This is a genomic window from Streptomyces sp. NPDC002133, assembly GCF_040296405.1.
GTDB lineage: Bacteria > Actinomycetota > Actinomycetes > Streptomycetales > Streptomycetaceae > Streptomyces.
Window position 1 is genome coordinate 1 of sequence record NZ_JBEOXF010000068.1, and the last position, 15,997, is coordinate 15,997.

The window sequence follows — 15,997 nt, forward strand, 5'->3', positions numbered from 1 at the left end:
CTGCGCTTCGCAGCCTCCGTCACGTCCGTGACGCGGGAGGAAGGGGCCGACGGGGACGTGCACATCACGTTGGCGAACGGTGAGCAACTGCGTGCCGACGAGATTCTGTTCGCGACCGGCCGCACCCCGCGCACCGGCGACATCGGCCTGGAGACCATCGGACTCACCCCCGGCGACTGGCTGACCGTCGACGACACCTGCCGCGTCGGCGCCGTCACGGACGGATGGCTCTACGCCGTCGGTGATGTCAACCACCGCGCCCTGATGACCCACCAGGGCAAGTACCAGGCCCGGATCGCCGGCGCCGTGATCGCGGCCCGCGCCCACGGTGAACCGGTGGACGAGAGCCGATGGAGCGCACACGTCACCACCGCCGACAGCGAAGCCGTACCACAGGTGATCTTCACCGACCCCGAGGTCGCCGCCGTCGGCCTGACCACACGGAACGCGGAGCGCACCGGGCGCCAGGTCACCGTGGTCGACCACGACTTCTCCTCCGTCGCCGGCGCACAGCAGTACGTCAAGGGGTTCCGCGGCAAGGCCCGGATGCTGATCGACACCGACCGCGGCACCATCGCCGGCGTCACCTTCGTCGGTCCCGGTGTCGCCGAACTGCTGCACTCGGCAACGATCGCCGTCACCAGCGAGGTGCCGGTCGAACGACTCTGGCACGCCGTCCCCGCCTTCCCGACCATCAGCGAGGTCTGGCTACGGCTGCTGGAAGCCCACCGGGGGTAGCCGTCGGCGCACCACACGACTCAGAGGCCGCCTTCTCCCGTCCGCAGCACCTGCTTTGCGCGGGGCCGTCCAGCGACACCGCGATCCACACCGGTCGATGACCATCAGCGTGTCTCGGGTTGCTGCCGTGGGCTGCGAAGCGCCGTAAGCGCTCATGCCGCCGCTCCAGTCAGGCATGCCGCTCGGAGGGGTGGCCCGCCCGCTCGACTCCATGAAGCCGGCGTGCTCCTGCAGCAGCGGCAGAGCCACTGGTGGGGCCGGCGGCTGCGACCGGCGCCGCATGGAATTGAGTGCCTCCGGAGGGGCCTGGGCGCGGTCCGCCGGAACCGTGATCATCAGTCGGCAGGGCGTCCGCCTGCGGCCACGAACTCCTCGGCGGTCCGGGTCGGGACGAAGGCGCCCACGTGACCGGCGTTCTCGCTGAGCGCGCGGGTGCCGGGCGGAGCAGAACGATGCTGATGGCCGGACCTCTTGCGGCATTCACAGGGAAACGCGTCGTCGGCGCCGCCGCGAAGGGCGACGCCGACGTATGGCCCGTACGCGGCGGGGTGCCGGGGCGGTCAGGCGGCCTTGAGCTGCGCGGCGATCTTCACCACGCGCTCGGCCTGGACGCGGGCGGCGGCTCGGGTCGTGTCGTCCACCGGGTTCGCGCCCTGGGCGTCCACGTGTGAGGTGCCGTACGGGTTGCCGTCGGCGAACTTGACCGGGTCGGTGAAACCGGGGGCGACCACGATGCCACCGAAGTGGTGCACGGAGGTGTAGAGCGCCTGCAGCGTGGTCTCCTGGCCGGCATGGAGTGTGGCGGAGGAGGTGAACCCGCTGTACACCTTGTCGGCCAGCTTGCCCTGCGCCCACAGCCCGCCGAGGGTGTCGATGTACTGCTTGAGCTGGGCGGAGAGGTTGCCGAAGCGGGTCGCGGAACCGAACAGCACGGCGTCGGCCCACTCGACGTCCTCGGGGATCGCCTCGGGGATGTCGGCGGTAGCAGCATGGTTGGCGGCCCAGGCCGGGTTGGACTCGATGGCCGACCAGGGGGCCAGCTCTGCGGCCTTGACCAGGCGGACCTCGGCACCGGCCTTGACGCCGGCATCGCGCAGTTCCTTGGCGATCTCGGTGATGGTGCCGGTGGAGGAGTAGTAGACGATGGCGAGCTTGACGGGAGTGGCCACGACGGCGATCTCCATTCATGTTGTCGGAAGTTGGGGTGACGGCGACCCGTACTAACCGACCGGTCGCCTATTCGAACGTAGACGACCGGTCCAGTTAAGTCAAAGGGCGATTCAGGCGTAAGTCCTGCCTCGCCCGATCGGAGCCGCCGAGCCGTGCAGGCCCACGACGACGCAGGCCCGGGAGAGGACGCCGTGTCCGCCGACTCAGCGGCAAGAGGCGCGAGCGGAGGGCTCCGCGATCACGTGGTGGCGTCGGTCCTGCCCGGGTCGTTGGGGTGGGTGGCCACGGCCGTGACCACCGAGGTCATCCACGGCCAAAGCGGCAGGGTTCCGAGCACTTTCCCGCACAGCTCGGCCTCGTCGTCAGCGCGCCACAAACCGATGCTGCGCAGCTCGCCGACCGGGCGCCACAGCCGCACAAGGTGGCCGGCAGCGGCCAGCTCCTTGGCCCGCACGGCTTCCGCGGCGCGACGGCGGTCGACCTCGGCCGGGTCGGCACCCTCAGGAATGGTGGTGGTGAGCTCGACCAGGAACTCCTTCATGGTCTTTCTCCTTCTCTTCGGGGCGCCTCGGGGCGCCGGGTAAGTCCGGGAAGTGGGTTGCCATGCCGGGATCGTGCGGCGCCGGCCAGATGGTGGCGCGCTGTCCGGCGCCGCAGCGAAGTCCGCGCCGCCGCTCTCGCCCTGGTCGACACCCTCGACGGCGGTGCCGGCGCCCCGGGAAATGGCGCGCCGGATGCCCGCGTGACCTACCTGGCGGCACCCCGTAGCCCCGTACCCATCCGCAGCTCCGGCCTGGGTGAGCACAGGTCGGGCGGTTCACTGTTCCACATTCTCTGACTGCTCCCGACCGGTCGCCTACTTTGATAGGCGACCGGTTGGTTATCGCGACTGGTCGCAACATAGCACCCCATGCGAAGAAGGCCATCATGAGCAGTCGGGGTCAGAAGGTCGCGGTCATCACCGGCGCCCCGCAGGGAATCGGCGCCGGGCTGGTCGATGCCTACCGCAAGCCGGCCAAAGCGGCCCACCAGTCACCTGTCGGCCGCTACCTCTGCGACGACAGCGAGCGCCCAGCCGGGCCATGCAGCTCCCCCAGAGGGCGCTGAGCCGGGAAGTGCTGTCGTACAGCTTCGCGAACAACACTTGGCCCTCGAGCTGCGCGACAACGAACGAGCGCCGATGATCTCCACTTCGACCTCACTGGCCCTTCCCGCACTTGCAAGTATACGACCGCCCGACTACCGTCTACTAGACCGGTCAGCTAGTAGCTGACCGACTTCCCCCGGCCGCAGACGACGGCCATGCATGGCCGGGCGTCGCCTTTTCGTCCGACACGACACGACAGGAGCTCACGCGATGAGCAACCCGATGCACGAGGTACTGAAGCACTGGAAGGCCGCGTTCGACGGCCACCAGCCGGACATCATGGCCGACCTGTTCACCCCCGACACCCTCTTCCAGGGCTTCGGGCCGGTGGTCCTCTCCGGCCGGGATGCCGTACGCGGCTACTACGAGGCGGTGCCGGGCGATCGCAGCGCCGACGTGACGATCCTCCACACCTACACGATCGGCGAGCAGGTGGTCGGCGGTTTCGCGGACGTCACCTTCCGCGACACGGCGGGCTGGGAAGCCGCTGTACACATGTCGCTGGTCCTCGTACGCGACGGCAGCAGCTGGCGGATCCGCCAGTACCACGTCTCCCGGGTCACGACCGAGCACTGAACCGCACGCGGCCCATCCCCCTGGGCGAATTCGCAGGGGCCGACCGCACACCACTGCCGCGGGCCAAGATGACTGACTGCACGGCTGGCCCTACGACATCCACAGCTATGTCGACGTCGCGCCTTTGCTGGAGGACCGACTGCTGGGCATTCCGGAACATACTGCTGGAAAGGAAGCGAGACGTCCCGCAGGAAGCTCCCGAAGCGTTCGCCCAGGCAGTCGTCGACGTCGACCGTTTCTGACGGGCATTGCACGTGATCGGGGGAATGTCGGGCGGCGGCCGTCGAGTTGCCCGACCCGGGTCGCGCGGCCGACCTGGTCCAAGGCGGCCTTCGTGCGCAGGTGGACCGGCACGAGCGCCGGCCTGCCGCTCCTGCGCAACGACCGCCGCCGCGAGCCCCGTTCAGGTCAGCGGCGCGAGCATCAGCCATGAGGCGCTCGTCCTGCCGAACGAGTACGCCGGGCCGGTCACCATGCTCTGTGCGCCGGCGCAGCCGACACGGCTCAATGGTCGCGGGCCAGGCGCTTCTTCCGAGCGCGGTAGGCCGCTGCCTTGATCTTGTTACCGCACGCCTCCATGGCGCACCACTCCCGGCGCGCTCCCCGTGAACGATCGACGTAGATCCGCGTGCACTCGGGATTCGCGCACTCCTTGAGCAGCGGCACATCCGGACCGCTGAGGACGTCGATGGCGTCCCGGGCCACCGACGAGAGTGCCTGCTGCGGGGTGGCTTCGATGGTGCGCCCGCTCGAGGTGAGCTGCGGGATCGCGGGCGGCGTGCGGACTGCGTGGTTCACGAGCGAGAGTGCACGACTGTCGTACTTCTCGTTCGCCAACCTGGCGACGACGAGCAGATAGATCGCCTCCCGGAGGGCCACCGCATCCTCCAGATCGGACGGCCGACAGCCCGTGTCGCCGTCGACGATTCCGGACTCACGAAACCAGGAGTCGAGACTCTCCGGTGACTTGAGCATTTCCCAAGGCTGCGGCTTGCGGCGCGCGCGCAGTGTCCCCACGAAGTCGAGTGCCGCGGCACCGCAAGGAAAGGCATGTTCCATATCACCAGCTTGACAGGTGACTATCTGACATGCAAGCGTCATTCCGTGCTCGCGGTCTCGCCCTGGAGCGAGAGGTCCTCGGAAGTCCACCGTGGGCCGACGACAGGGCAGCCATCTACCGCCCCTCCCATCGTGGCCGCACCGGCCATCGTCCTGGAAGAGGTGGGGCACTGCCGGGCGGTCTTCTCTCTCGAGCCGGGCGAAGAGCACGACAACGCCATGGACGGCGTCCATGGGGGCATGTCCGCCACTCTGCGGGAGTTTCACAGCCGGCGCCGCAGTTCAGTCCGCCCATACGCAGGGCAGGGCATTCGCCTCGATCGGCCTGCGGTGAAGAGCTGCTTGCGGCAGCCACCCGCCATGAGTGCGCCCCCCGCGCAACCGCGCTGGTCGACACACTGCTCGACGTCAGTGAGGAGTTCGCCTCGCTCTGGAACGAACGACCCGTCATGGGACCTCACTGCGCGCCCGAACACATCGAGCACCCGCGTGCCGGGATCATCGAACTGCGCGGTGAGAGCCTGATGGACCCCGACCAGTCGCAGATTCTGACCGTTTTCACCGCCGACTCCGGCAGCGAGAGCCAGAAGAGACTCGAGTTCCTCACTCTCCTACGCAGTGACCGGCTCACCTGATGCGCACAGTCGGGCGTGGGTGTGCCGAAGTGCGACGGCGCAGGTCAGCGCGGCCTCGCCCATGGGCACGGGCGCTCCGTCGATCGACGATGGCCGCAACAGCGCCTCCGATCGGGCAAGTTCGAGTCCACTGTGGAGCGTGAGCACGTGGCCGGTGAACCGGGCGGTCTGCGCGTCGACGAGCCACAGATCCACCCGGCCACGTCGCCGGGTTCCTTCGGCGGCCCAAGTGCCTCTGTGGCGCGGTTCCTACCTGGACCGACCCGTAGACGATCGTCATGGTTGACGGCGACACGGAATCTGAACACCGGGCGGCCGCGCCGGACGTGGGTGTCGACCGCGAGGTCCACGCATTCGAGCGATGGCTGCGTGTGTGATCAGGAGCCGTGCCTCCCGGCAGGGCGGCGGCGCACCCCGTCGTGCGCAGCCGCCGCTGCTGTCACCGGGCGGACGACCGGACAGGATGGGTTCTCAGGAGGCGAGGTCCAGGACGACCCGGAAACGGGCCTTGCCCGAGAGCATCCGCTCGTAGGCGTCCGCTGCCTGTGCGAGGGGCATGGTCTCGGTGGCCGGGCGGATGCCGTGGGCCAGGCTGAAGGCGAGGTTGTCCTCGTTCTCGATGGAGGATCCGGTCAGGCTGCCCACGATGGACCGGGTGCCGATGATCAGGTCGGGTGTGGCGACCGTCAGCGGATCCGGCGCCGCGCCGACGACGACCAGCCGGCCGCCCGGAGCCAGGCCGCGGACCAGCGGGTCCATGGAGGAGCCGCTGGAGGCAGTGGCGACGATGATCGACGCGCCGCCCAGGTCGTGCAGGGCGGTTCCGGGATCGACGCTGGTGCTGTCGATGTATTCGTCGGCGCCCAGCTCCCTGGCGAAGCTCTCCTTCTCCCGGCCCCGAGCGATGGCGGCGACGCGGTACCCGAGGCTGTGCGCGTACTGCAGCGCCAGGTGGCCCAGCCCGCCGATGCCCTGGACCGCCACGAGGGCGCCCGCCCTGGTGAAGCCTTTCTGCAGCGCGGTGAACGTCGTCAGCCCCGCACACAGCAGTGGGGCCGTCTCAATGGCCGACATGCCGTCCGGGATGCGCACGAGTCCGCTCGCTCGCGCGTAGGCCACTTCCGCGTAACCGCCGTCGGTGGTCATTCCCGTCTGCTCCTGGTCGAGGCAGTTGACGAAATCACCACGGCGGCACATCTCGCACTCCCAGCAGTGACCGCCCAGGTATCCGACACCGACACGGTCACCCGGCCGCCAGGCGGTGACGCCCGCGCCCACGGCGTCGATGACGCCGACGATCTCATGGCCGGGAACGACAGGAGTCGAGGCGTCGGCGCGCAGGCCCTCCAGGGTCAGCACGTCGGTGTGGCAGATCCCGCAGGCCTGCACCTTCAGCCGGACGTGTCCCGGAGCTGGATCGACCAGCTCTCGCTCGACCAGTCGAAGATTGCGAACGCCGGTGACCTCGACGGCTCGATACGTGGACATTGGTTCTCCTCTGCCCGGCCTGCCCTCTCGCGGGGCGGCACCGGAATGTGGTCGACGCCGACAGGGTCGTCGGCGACGCGGAAGTGAGCGCAGCCGTGCTGCGGAATCGGCGCAGACGGGCGCCGAAGATCAGGCGGAAAAGGATGCCGAAGGAATGGACGACCTGCTCCGAAGACCCCACTAATATGACCGGTCGTCTCACACCAGTCAACTCCGGCCCCGAGATACGCCGAGAGGATCTCGCGAGTGATCGGGGTCACGTCGCTGACGGTGACCGTCCACTCGTCCGCGTATCGCGTCCGGACTCACCGGAGAGTCCGACGTGCAGGGAGCTGTACGGCAGGGATTGCGGGCGCAGGTCTCGATCGGTCCCACTGGACGCGAGCGGGTGCGCGCTTCAGATGACGTTGCAGGTGGCTCGGTCGGGGTGGACCCCGCGGACTCGGCCCGACAGGCACGCGTGGCGCAGTGCCCACGGGAAGCCGTCGCGGGTGACCTCAACAGCCAGGACGGTCTCTTGACCTGCACGTGCCCCAGCCGCAGCGGAACATCATCCACAGGAAGGCGGCTTGAACCATGGCAAGCCTGGTTCACAGCCCTTGCAGCCCAATATCCCGTAGTACAGCCAACGACTGGGATGATGAGCCATCGGGTAGTGGTGCGGTCGGCGTGCTGCTTCTCGTGTCGCCCTTCATCGGTCCAGCGACCGTCCGTTAGGCTCGCGTCGCCCACAAAGGTCCCGATTTTCACGGAGGGCAGGACGACGGGGATCAATCGAGAGCGCCTCGTCAGAACGCTGACGTTCTGGCTGCGGCCTGCATTCGCATTGCGGGTCATCAACCGGTTTCAGAAGATCGTGGGTTTCGACCGCTCGATGGCCCTGGCGTCCAGCGCCTTGACGGCATTGGTCCCGTTCTCCATCCTCCTGGGCGCTGTCTTCGTGCACTACGACGCCGCAGAGCGGATCATCAGGCGCTACCACCTCACCGGCGCAGGCGCCACGGCAGTCAGCTCGCTCTTCTCTCCTGCCGAAGGGACCAGTGCGGGCGTGGGCATCTTCGGGGTCGTTTTTCTGACAATCTCGGTACTGAGTTTCGCGCGAGCCGCACAGCGACTCTTCGAACAGGCATGGGAACTCAAGCCCCTCAGTGTGCGCAACACGCGCAACGGCTTGTGGTGGATCCTCACTCTCGGTGGCTACGCAGTGGTCACCACGTTGCTCTCCGCGCTCCTCGGCGGGGACGCGCTGGGTGTGGCCGCCTTGGTGTGTCAGGTACCGGTGACCGCCGCATTCCTCGTCTGGAGCGGCTGGATCCTGTCAGCGAAGCGGATCAACTGGCCGGACCTGCTTCCCTTCGGCGTCACCGGCGCCGTTCTGACGGCGGCCTATTCAGTGGGCGCAACCATCTACATGCCGCGTCTCTTCAACTCCTCCGCCGCACGCTACGGGGTAGTCGGTGCCGTCTTCGCGATGATCTCCGCCCTCTTCGCAGCCATGCTCGTCCTTGTCGCATCGGCGGCACTGGGACGAGAAGTACGAGACGAACTCATCCGGATCCGGCAGGGCGAGCGCCCTTCCGACCGCGAGGTCCGCCGGCAGTGGGACACCGTGGTCGAGCAGACTCGGTCACGGTGGCGCACGGTGCGGGAACAGGTCTCTCATCATCAGATCAAGGGCTCGAACCACTGATGGGCACGGCCGGCCAACGCCGACATCCACGTTTCCAGCGTCATCAGCCAGGAAAGAGTTTGCGAACGCGGCTTGATGATCCATGTCATTCAGCCCCGCTTCCACCCGATCGGAAATCGGCCTACGCGGACGGCGGGCAGACCTGTTCGAGGGGGATCGCTTAACTGATCAGAGACGCTCTGAGTTCGCCATCGAGATGGTCACTCAGCGGTGTTCCGCTCGCCGGAGTGGCTCTCCTCCATCCACTTGGGGTGATTTCTCCTCGCCCATTCACGCCTGACGAACCCGGTGCGCATGCCACGCCGTGCCTCCGGATCCCGGTACGCCATTCTCATGTGCCCGACCAGGACACCGCAGATGGCCAGGGCCAGGAAGTCGTGGATGAAGATTGCGCTGGTGCGGGAAATCACGGGCAGGAATCCGCTGAACCACATCAGCAGGCCCGTGAACATCATGATCAGCACGGCCCCGGCGATCCAGCCGGCATAGATCTTCTGCCCGGCGTTGAACTTGCCGGCGGGACGAGAGGCCGGTGAGGTCAGCCCCTTGCGGACCGCTCGCAGCCATCTCTTGTCGTACCCGGCAAAGCGGTTCAGTCTGCGGAGGTCGGCGCGGAACGCGGAAGAGGCCAGGCCGAGCAGAAACGGCACAGGAAGCAGAATCCCCGAAAATTCATGGATGTTGGCGACCAGGTGACGTCGGCCGACCAACTGGGCCAGCGGTCCCACATACAGACAGGCCGCCGCTGCCACACACACCAGCATGAGCCAGCCGGTGGCGAGGTGGACAAGGCGCTCGGCGCGGCTGAACCGGCGTATGCGCCCGTCGCGCTCAGACGGTGGGTGCGTCACCGCGCCTGTCGGCCTCGTCGAGCCATCCGTCGACCTCATAGCCGTACTCCTCCCAATACCCGGGCACAACCTTGTCGGTGACGGAGATCCCCGAGAGCCACTTGGCCGACTTGTAGAAGTACATGGGGGCTACGAAGAGCCGCGCAGGACCGCCATGGGCGTGCGTGATCGGCTTGTCCTGCATCTTCAGGGCCACCAGCACGTCCGAGCGGCGCGCCTGCCACAGCGTGAGGCTCTCGGTGTACACGCCGTCGAAGCAGTCGAAGCGCAGTGCCTTGCCCTCGGGCCGCACGCCTGCTGCGTCGAGGAGGACGGAGAGCTTCACGCCTTCGAAGGGGGTCTTCGGAACGCGCCAGCCATCGGTACACACGACGTCGTGCACCACCCGGGTCTGCGGCAGCGCGCGCAGATCGTCGAGCGTGAACGTCATGGGGCGGTCGACGAGACCGTCGATCTTCAGGCGGTAATTCGTCGCGTCCTTGCGGGGCACGGAGGCCGCGACACTGTAGTAGCGGAAGCCGCCCGGGTTGGGCAGGAGTCCGCTGAGTCCCGTGGGGTCCTTCTGCGAGAGAGCCGCCAGGGACTTCTCCCATCCGCTTCGCAGATAGGGCGCGGCAACGAGGCCGGCTGCGCCGACGCCGAGGGTCGTGAGCATGACCCGACGTGCCACGGGTGCGCCGTTGTCCGGTTCATTCTGTCGATCAGCCATGGTCAACCTGTTTCGCTTCGCTCCGGGGCAGCCGTCGTCCGGGTGCCTGCTGCGGAGTGGTCGTGCGGAGGAACGAGGGACGGTGCCCGGGGGCGGCACGCGCTGTCGTCTCCTGTCCGCCCCCTTCGGAAGCGGCGCCCCCGGTGAGACGCGTCACGCCGGGAACGATGCTGAAGCCGGGCCCGTGCCGTTGCGCCGGGGAAGCGCATCCAGCTCCCCCGCAGCGTTCAGCGCACCGGGCCGGTCACGATGCCGACCGGCCGCTTCAAGAGACGATGTGGCGCCGCCTTTGAAATCCTTCAGAAGACCTGAACGAAACAGCCGAATGCGATCACTACCGCTGCCGTTACAGACGACAGCGCCGTCAGTGCTTTCGAAATCTTCACGGGCTTCCTTTCCAAGAGTCTCGGGACACGCCGACCGAAATTCATCGGCGGCACCGTGGGACGACGCGCCGGGGAAATCGCTCCGGTCTGCGGCCGCCCTTCATCCACGCGGTTCGCGCCCAGCCAGGCATCAACAGGCCGGGACACTCCCCTCGAGATGTCGATGGATCCGGTGACAGGGCAAGCGGGTGCCGGCGCCGCGGGAGCCTGGATCGGCCCGACGGCCGGTACGGCCTGCGGGCCGGTCGCTCACAGGCACGTACGAACGAGCCACTCGTCAGGGTTGTACGCGTCCTTTGCCGAATCAGGCGTCGTGGCCGGCTGCTCTTCAACCGTGTCCTCCAGGCGGATCCGCTCGGGCAGCTTGCCGAACCGAACCCGACGCAACACCGCGGCCGCATCCGGGGCTTTCTCTGCATGTGACATCTCGTCGCCTCCTCGGCTTGGTTGTCCGCCACTGCACGACAGGCCGCCACACCTGGCATGAAGACCGGTGACGTGCCTCTCCCCGTTGAATTCACCGGTGCCGGTGCACCGTGACGGCACACCCGGCGGAACGTTCCGCCCGGTATGCGTCACGGCCTGGCCCTCCACGGCGCGGCGCGACACACTCGACGAGGACGTCACCGACTCAACGGGTGATGATGCTCGCAGGACGAAGCGTCACCTGTCAAGGAAGTGACCGTCACCCGTCAAGACAGTGGTGAGTGAGGCGGGACATGGTGACGCCCGCCCGAGGCCGGCGAAAGGCCTGAGAGATCGCGTCCCCGCACCTCCCCCACGACCGATGCCACACACTGGATGACCCGGAGTATCTCGGCCTCCGCAGACCGCGCCCGGCCGCCCCGGGACCTCCGGGCCTCGGCGGCCCTGGGCCCCACATTGACAGATCCCCTGTCGAGGCCGCGGATCCCGCCTTCGAACGCACCATGACACTGGTGTGGACTCGACGCACTACGCGCGCTGTCGGACCTGCACACCGAAGGATGACACCGCGCAACGCCGACGGAGGGACTGACTGTCCGACCCACAGGAAGGGCTCCACAGGAAGGGCTCCACAGGGCAGCGCCGGACCCCCGAGGAGCCTGCCGCGTCATCCGGCACCCGCCCTCGATGCACAACAGATCGCCGAGCTGCGCAAGCAGCCCTGCGACCTGAACGCTCACTGCCGCCCCGAACCTCGCACTACACGCCACCGCGCATCACGCCGGCGACCCCGCGCTCAACGGTTCTCGAACGATCCGTCGACAAGGCGGGCGGCCGCATCGGCCGCTTGCTTCGTGACGTGGGCGGCCGCGCGAGTGGCTCGTCCGGTGAGCCGCCAGGAGAGCATGCGCACGGCGGTGGCCGGGGCCGGCGGAAAGATGCCGAGCTGACCGAGCATGGTGATGTCGTCGCGTACCGCCTCGTGCCTGATCACCTTGCCGTCGCGGACGTCGAGGACGTGGATCTGTTCGAAGTCGATCTCGCGTCCCGTGGGAGGTACGGCCTGGTCGAGGGCGCCGTCACGGAAGCGGACGAAGGGGCCGGTGTGGCGCCCCTGCATGCGCAGCCGCACCCAGACCTGCCCCTCGTCGCGGGCGATGCCGAGCACGGGGAAGCGCAGGTCGCTGAAGGCTGACCGCATCCACGCGCCCGAGGCCAGGACTCCCGCGGGTCCGGGTATCGCGCAGGCCGGGGGCGAGACGACGGCTTCGCGGTTGTGGAAGTCCGCGGCCACGACATCGGCGGCCAGCGCCGGATCTCCAGTCTCGAGGATCCGGAAGAGCCCGTGGGCCAGCTCGGTGGTGTCCATTCCCATGACGTCCATCCCTTTCGCCGGTGTGCGATCCGGTGCTGTGTGGGGGTGCTGGTCGGTCCGCCGGGCAGGGCGGCGCGCCGAGCGCCACCCTGCGAGGCGAGATTGACGTTATACGGCACCTAATGAATGCAGCAAATACTGATCACCCTGGATAGAATGGCGCCATGTCCTCGAAGCGCACGTACGTCTCCCCGTTGCGGGAGCAGGCCGCTGCGCAGACGCGCTCACTGATCCTCATGCGGGCGGCCGAGCTGTTCGCGGACCGCGGCTACGGGCGAGTGACCGTCGCAGACATCGCCTCCGCGGCCGGCGTCGCGTCGAAGACCGTCTTCGCGAGCGTCGGGAGCAAGGGCGACATCCTGGACCGGATCGTCGAACAGGGCGTGGCGGCGTCCGGCTACGAACAGGCGATGCAGGGTGTGCTCGCCTTGCGGACACCGGAGTCGGTCCTCAAGGCGCTGGCGCATGGCACGCGCATCGGCAACGAGAGCCAGTTCACGGCGCACGAGGCGATTCGCAAGGCGCTCCCCGTTCACGAGAACGGTGAGGCGCTGTGGGAGCGCGCCACCGCGGCCTACCGTGACGCGCTCCATGCCACCGCCCGCCATCTGCACGGCTTGAATCCGCCGCCGCGCTATCCGGTGACGGAGACGGCGGACCTGCTGTGGTTCTGGTTCGGTCCGACGGGCTGGCGCACTCTGGTCGTGGAGAACGGCTGGTCATGGGATCGGGCCGAGACCGTCCTCTACCGTACGGCCGTCGCCGGTCTTCGCTGAGTCAACGGCTTCTGCCGGATGCGGACTTGGGCGCTCCGCGCCGGGCACGGGCCGCCGGAAGAACGACACCGGACATGCTCCCGACGCGGGTTCCCCCTCCGGAAAGCTCAACTTCTCCTCTGAACTCGGCCGGTGGAGGGTTGCGCCCTTGCCCTCCGGGCGACATGCCAAGCAACGGGGGTGTCCAAGGGGGGATCGCATGGGAAAGGTGTTCCGGCAGTCCGCGGCGGCGGGCTCGGTGGTACCAGAGGCCCTGGACGTGTATGACATCGCGTTCCTGGCGGGCGGGGCTCAGCGGGTGGCGGAAAGCGTGGTGATCGCACTGTGCGAGCGCGGGCTGCTCGTGGTCATCGGACCACGTGTGCGTGCCGCGGGTCTGGAGCAGCCGCAACACCCGGTCGAGCGCGTGGTGTTCTCGTTGTGTCCGCGCAGCAGAAGTGTGGCCTTTGTGCGCACGGCCCTGCAACGCTCTCCTCAGGTCGAGGAGATATGCCGTCGCCTGGCTGCACAGGGACTCGTGACCGAGTCCCGCCACCGCTTGACCCGGGCAGGCAGGCGGCTGTTGAAGGCGGCCCGGCGGGACGAAAGCCTGCCGGCCCACGTGTTCACCGGGCCGGCTGTCCTGCCGGCCGGACCCATCCGCCGCTCCGTCTTGGCCGCGCAGCCGGTCCCGACCGGTGTCGGCCGCTACCTGGCCCGCTTGGGGAGGGCTCTGGACGACTCCGGCCCCGACTCCGAGGGCGGCTCGGACGGCGGCTCGGACGGCGGCTCGGGCGGCGGCTCGGGCGGCGGCTTCAGCTGTGGCGGCGGGGGCGGCAGCGACTGACCGGCGGTGCGCCGTCGATGCACCACGTGGGCGGCTCAGGTCGATGCGGTGGCCCAACACGTCCGCACAGCGCCGGAGAAGAGGCCCTGGCCACGTGACGGTTACCGCCGGGAGCGCCGTCGTTCGCCTGGTACGTCCTCTTCGGCGCGGGCTACGTCTCGTACATGACGTTCGTCATCTCCCTGCTGCGCGACCAGGGCCTGGTCACCTGGAGCACAGCCGGGTTCTTCATCGTGCGCGTCGTCGCCAGTGCCTGGCCGCCCCGCCGGGGTGGGGCCGGATCGTCGGGCGACTGCAGGGCGGCATGGCACCCGAGCTGGTGTCGGCGGGTCGGTGCGGCCGTGCGATTCCTCGGGGACGTAGCGGCGCGATGAAGCGTCGCGGGCGCCATCAGGGGCCCGCCGCCCCACACGCCAGTGGTGGAGCCGCGGCCCCTGCGCGCTCACGGTGGTGATGCGCGAGACGACCGCGTTATCAGCTGAGCAGGCCCAGGCCGCTGTACCACAGCGGGCCGGGGTTGAGCCGGTCACCGTGGAGCTGCATCATCTCGTCGAAGAACTCCAGCGGGGTCGGCCTGCGGGCGAGGAACCGGATCGCGTCCTGCAGGTACCGACGGGTCTCGTCCATGATCTTCGGGTCGTCGGGCAGCTCCTTGTTCTTGTGGCCGGCGACCACATGGCGCGGGTTGAGCGCGGCGATCCGGTCGATTCCTTCGAGCCACGCCTCAAGGCCGCCGTCGCCGCCTTCGAGCATCATCTGGTGCACACCGTTGTAGACGACGTCTCCGGCGACGACCAGACCGATCGACGGCACGTGCAGGGCAGTGGAGTCGTCCATGTCGGTGTGGCCGGTCTCCACAGCGCGCAGGACGTGACCCTCCAGGTGGAACCCGTCGGCCGGCACGGGGACGGCGAGTACCGGAGTGTTCTCCGGGACCTGGGGGAAGGTCTTCGCGAACCCCTCCTCCTTGCCCTTCAGCTGCTCGTGCATCTGCCGGATGGTGCCCTCGGTGGCGTACACGACGGTGTCGGCGTCGCCGAACCTCTCCAGCAGCGTCGCTGTGCCGAACCAGTGGTCGGCGTGGCCGTGGGTGACGTACACGAACGCGAGCCGTTTGCCGGATCGTGCCACACCGTCCGCGACCTGCGCGATCTGTCCGAGAGTCAGCGGCGGATCCACCAGGACGGCGTCCCGGTCCCCGTGGATCAGGGTGGACGAGACCGGTGACGAGACGATCTCGTCGCCGTTCGGCATCCGCAGGTCTGTCTTCCGGAGGACCCCGTCCGAGACGAGGACGTCGTAGGACAGGGAGACGGATTCGGGCACTCTCGGCACGTTCCTCGTGGATGGCAAGCTCCTCCTGTCACTCTCACACGGCGGGAGGGAGCCTGCCCGTCGAAGGTTTGCGCGCGGACCCGACAGGCTGGGCGGACGCGGGCCGACCTCCGAGGTGCACTGCTGGACCGAGGAGTTGACCGGGTACGGTGGCGATCCGCGGTCTGTCCGACGGTGCTCCGCGCGGGCGGGAGGGTGGTCACAGGCCGAGGGAGATGGCCAGGCGTGTGAGTTCCGCCGTGGTGTTGATGTCGAGCTTGGCCCGGATGCGGCGGAGGTAGGCGTCGACGGTGTGCTTGGAAAGTCCCATGTGGCGGGCCGTCTGCACGTAGGTCCGTCCGGCGGCGATATGTCGCAGCGTCTCCTGCTCGCGCGGAGCCAGGGCAGGTGCGGGGGCTTCGGTGTGCGGCGTGGCGAGTGCGAGGCTCATGGGATTTCCTTCGACGGATCGGCCCGGTCATCGCTGCTCACGTCCTCGGAAGCAGGGGGGCAATGTCCGAATAATGCGTTTTGCCCTCTTTCGAAAAGGTTGCCTCCGTGACTTCATGGCGGTGTCCGCCGATCGTCACAGGCGTGTCACGACACACGTCCACAGGCCCGCGGGCCTGGAACACGTGGCACGTCTCGCCGGCGGCGCCACGGAAGTCCCGCCCGCACTGGATGCCCCGATCCCGGCCCTGCGGCTGAGCTGGGCCTAGCTGAGCACGGTGGCCAGGTGGCAGTCCGATACCGAGGAGACGGAACTGATGAACAACCGCGCGGGCGGTTGCGCGACACCGCACCGAAGCTGCCGACGACCCCGCGCCGGAG

The 15,997-nt window shown here is 68.3% G+C and carries 17 protein-coding genes and 3 pseudogenes; 8 read left to right on the top strand and 12 right to left on the bottom strand.

The annotated features are described in order from the left end of the window. The coding region (locus tag ABT078_RS36385; protein ID WP_351235598.1) for an oxidoreductase dimerization domain-containing protein at positions 1–738 on the top strand (738 nt) is incomplete at its 5' end. Between the two features lie 560 nt (positions 739–1,298). Here ABT078_RS36385 and ABT078_RS36390 read toward each other — a convergent pair. After that, on the bottom strand, positions 1,299–1,907 hold the full coding sequence (locus tag ABT078_RS36390) for a flavodoxin family protein (RefSeq protein ID WP_351235600.1): 609 nt from the start codon (positions 1,905–1,907) through the stop codon (positions 1,299–1,301). A gap of 239 nt (positions 1,908–2,146) precedes the next feature. Beyond that, complete coding sequence (locus ABT078_RS36395) at positions 2,147–2,449, bottom strand: muconolactone Delta-isomerase family protein (protein WP_351235602.1); 303 nt, start codon at positions 2,447–2,449, stop codon at positions 2,147–2,149. Positions 2,450–2,835: 386 nt separating this feature from the next. On the opposite strand from ABT078_RS36395, the pseudogene ABT078_RS36400 reads away from it, so the two are divergent. Beyond that, a pseudogene (locus ABT078_RS36400) lies at positions 2,836–2,919 on the top strand (3-oxoacyl-ACP reductase); the annotation flags it as partial. A gap of 52 nt (positions 2,920–2,971) precedes the next feature. Here the strand turns inward: ABT078_RS36400 and ABT078_RS36405 are convergent. Then, positions 2,972–3,076: pseudogene (locus ABT078_RS36405) on the bottom strand (TetR/AcrR family transcriptional regulator); the annotation flags it as partial. Between the two features lie 189 nt (positions 3,077–3,265). On the opposite strand from ABT078_RS36405, the gene ABT078_RS36410 reads away from it, so the two are divergent. Next, positions 3,266–3,631: an SgcJ/EcaC family oxidoreductase gene (locus tag ABT078_RS36410; RefSeq protein ID WP_351235604.1), complete on the top strand. Its 366-nt coding sequence runs from the start codon at positions 3,266–3,268 to the stop codon at positions 3,629–3,631. Positions 3,632–4,135: 504 nt separating this feature from the next. Here the strand turns inward: ABT078_RS36410 and ABT078_RS36415 are convergent. Next, positions 4,136–4,732 (bottom strand): CGNR zinc finger domain-containing protein, encoded by a 597-nt coding sequence (locus tag ABT078_RS36415; protein ID WP_502981486.1) that lies wholly within the window; start codon positions 4,730–4,732, stop codon positions 4,136–4,138. Between ABT078_RS36415 and ABT078_RS36420 the strand changes: the two genes are divergently transcribed. After that, on the top strand, positions 4,720–5,325 hold the full coding sequence (locus tag ABT078_RS36420) for an MmyB family transcriptional regulator (RefSeq protein ID WP_351235608.1): 606 nt from the start codon (positions 4,720–4,722) through the stop codon (positions 5,323–5,325). The genes ABT078_RS36415 and ABT078_RS36420 overlap by 13 nt on opposite strands. Before the next feature lie 471 nt (positions 5,326–5,796). Here the strand turns inward: ABT078_RS36420 and ABT078_RS36425 are convergent, their stop codons facing one another. Together ABT078_RS36425 and ABT078_RS36430 are read right to left on the bottom strand one after the other, a co-directional pair. After that, positions 5,797–6,813, bottom strand: coding sequence for an alcohol dehydrogenase (locus ABT078_RS36425; RefSeq protein WP_351235610.1), 1,017 nt, complete (start codon positions 6,811–6,813; stop codon positions 5,797–5,799). A gap of 236 nt (positions 6,814–7,049) precedes the next feature. Next, positions 7,050–7,379, bottom strand: a pseudogene (locus tag ABT078_RS36430) (DUF4291 family protein); the annotation flags it as partial. Positions 7,380–7,639: 260 nt separating this feature from the next. Here ABT078_RS36430 and ABT078_RS36435 point away from each other — a divergent pair. Beyond that, entirely contained in the window at positions 7,640–8,503 is an 864-nt protein-coding gene (locus ABT078_RS36435) for a YhjD/YihY/BrkB family envelope integrity protein (RefSeq protein ID WP_351235612.1), read from the top strand. Positions 8,504–8,703: 200 nt separating this feature from the next. Here the strand turns inward: ABT078_RS36435 and ABT078_RS36440 are convergent, their stop codons facing one another. The 4 genes from ABT078_RS36440 to ABT078_RS36455 all read right to left on the bottom strand — a co-directional run bounded on the left by ABT078_RS36440 (position 8,704) and on the right by ABT078_RS36455 (position 12,250). Then, on the bottom strand, positions 8,704–9,393 hold the full coding sequence (locus ABT078_RS36440; protein ID WP_351235614.1) for a cytochrome b/b6 domain-containing protein: 690 nt from the start codon (positions 9,391–9,393) through the stop codon (positions 8,704–8,706). After that, on the bottom strand, positions 9,335–10,063 hold the full coding sequence (locus tag ABT078_RS36445; protein ID WP_351235617.1) for a molybdopterin-dependent oxidoreductase: 729 nt from the start codon (positions 10,061–10,063) through the stop codon (positions 9,335–9,337). Before ABT078_RS36445 ends, ABT078_RS36440 begins: the two co-directional genes overlap by 59 nt. A 635-nt stretch (positions 10,064–10,698) precedes the next feature. Continuing rightward, complete coding sequence (locus tag ABT078_RS36450) at positions 10,699–10,875, bottom strand: hypothetical protein (RefSeq protein WP_351235619.1); 177 nt, start codon at positions 10,873–10,875, stop codon at positions 10,699–10,701. A gap of 796 nt (positions 10,876–11,671) precedes the next feature. Beyond that, on the bottom strand, positions 11,672–12,250 hold the full coding sequence (locus ABT078_RS36455; protein ID WP_351235621.1) for an ester cyclase: 579 nt from the start codon (positions 12,248–12,250) through the stop codon (positions 11,672–11,674). Between the two features lie 164 nt (positions 12,251–12,414). On the opposite strand from ABT078_RS36455, the gene ABT078_RS36460 reads away from it, so the two are divergent. The 3 genes from ABT078_RS36460 (at position 12,415) to ABT078_RS36470 (ending at position 14,226) form a co-directional block, all read left to right on the top strand. Beyond that, positions 12,415–13,026, top strand: coding sequence for a TetR/AcrR family transcriptional regulator (locus tag ABT078_RS36460; protein ID WP_351235623.1), 612 nt, complete (start codon positions 12,415–12,417; stop codon positions 13,024–13,026). 199 nt (positions 13,027–13,225) lie between these two features. Continuing rightward, positions 13,226–13,852: a TIGR04222 domain-containing membrane protein gene (locus tag ABT078_RS36465; RefSeq protein ID WP_351235625.1), complete on the top strand. Its 627-nt coding sequence runs from the start codon at positions 13,226–13,228 to the stop codon at positions 13,850–13,852. 164 nt (positions 13,853–14,016) lie between these two features. After that, the gene (locus ABT078_RS36470) at positions 14,017–14,226 is read left to right on the top strand and encodes a hypothetical protein (protein ID WP_351235627.1); all 210 of its coding nucleotides are present in this window, start codon (positions 14,017–14,019) and stop codon (positions 14,224–14,226) included. A 100-nt stretch (positions 14,227–14,326) separates the two neighbouring features. Here ABT078_RS36470 and ABT078_RS36475 read toward each other — a convergent pair whose 3' ends face one another. Continuing rightward, entirely contained in the window at positions 14,327–15,178 is an 852-nt protein-coding gene (locus ABT078_RS36475) for an MBL fold metallo-hydrolase (RefSeq protein ID WP_351235629.1), read from the bottom strand. Positions 15,179–15,386: 208 nt separating this feature from the next. Continuing rightward, positions 15,387–15,617, bottom strand: a complete 231-nt coding sequence (locus ABT078_RS36480; RefSeq protein ID WP_351229690.1) for a response regulator transcription factor — start codon at positions 15,615–15,617, stop codon at positions 15,387–15,389. Positions 15,618–15,997: the final 380 nt, after the last annotated feature.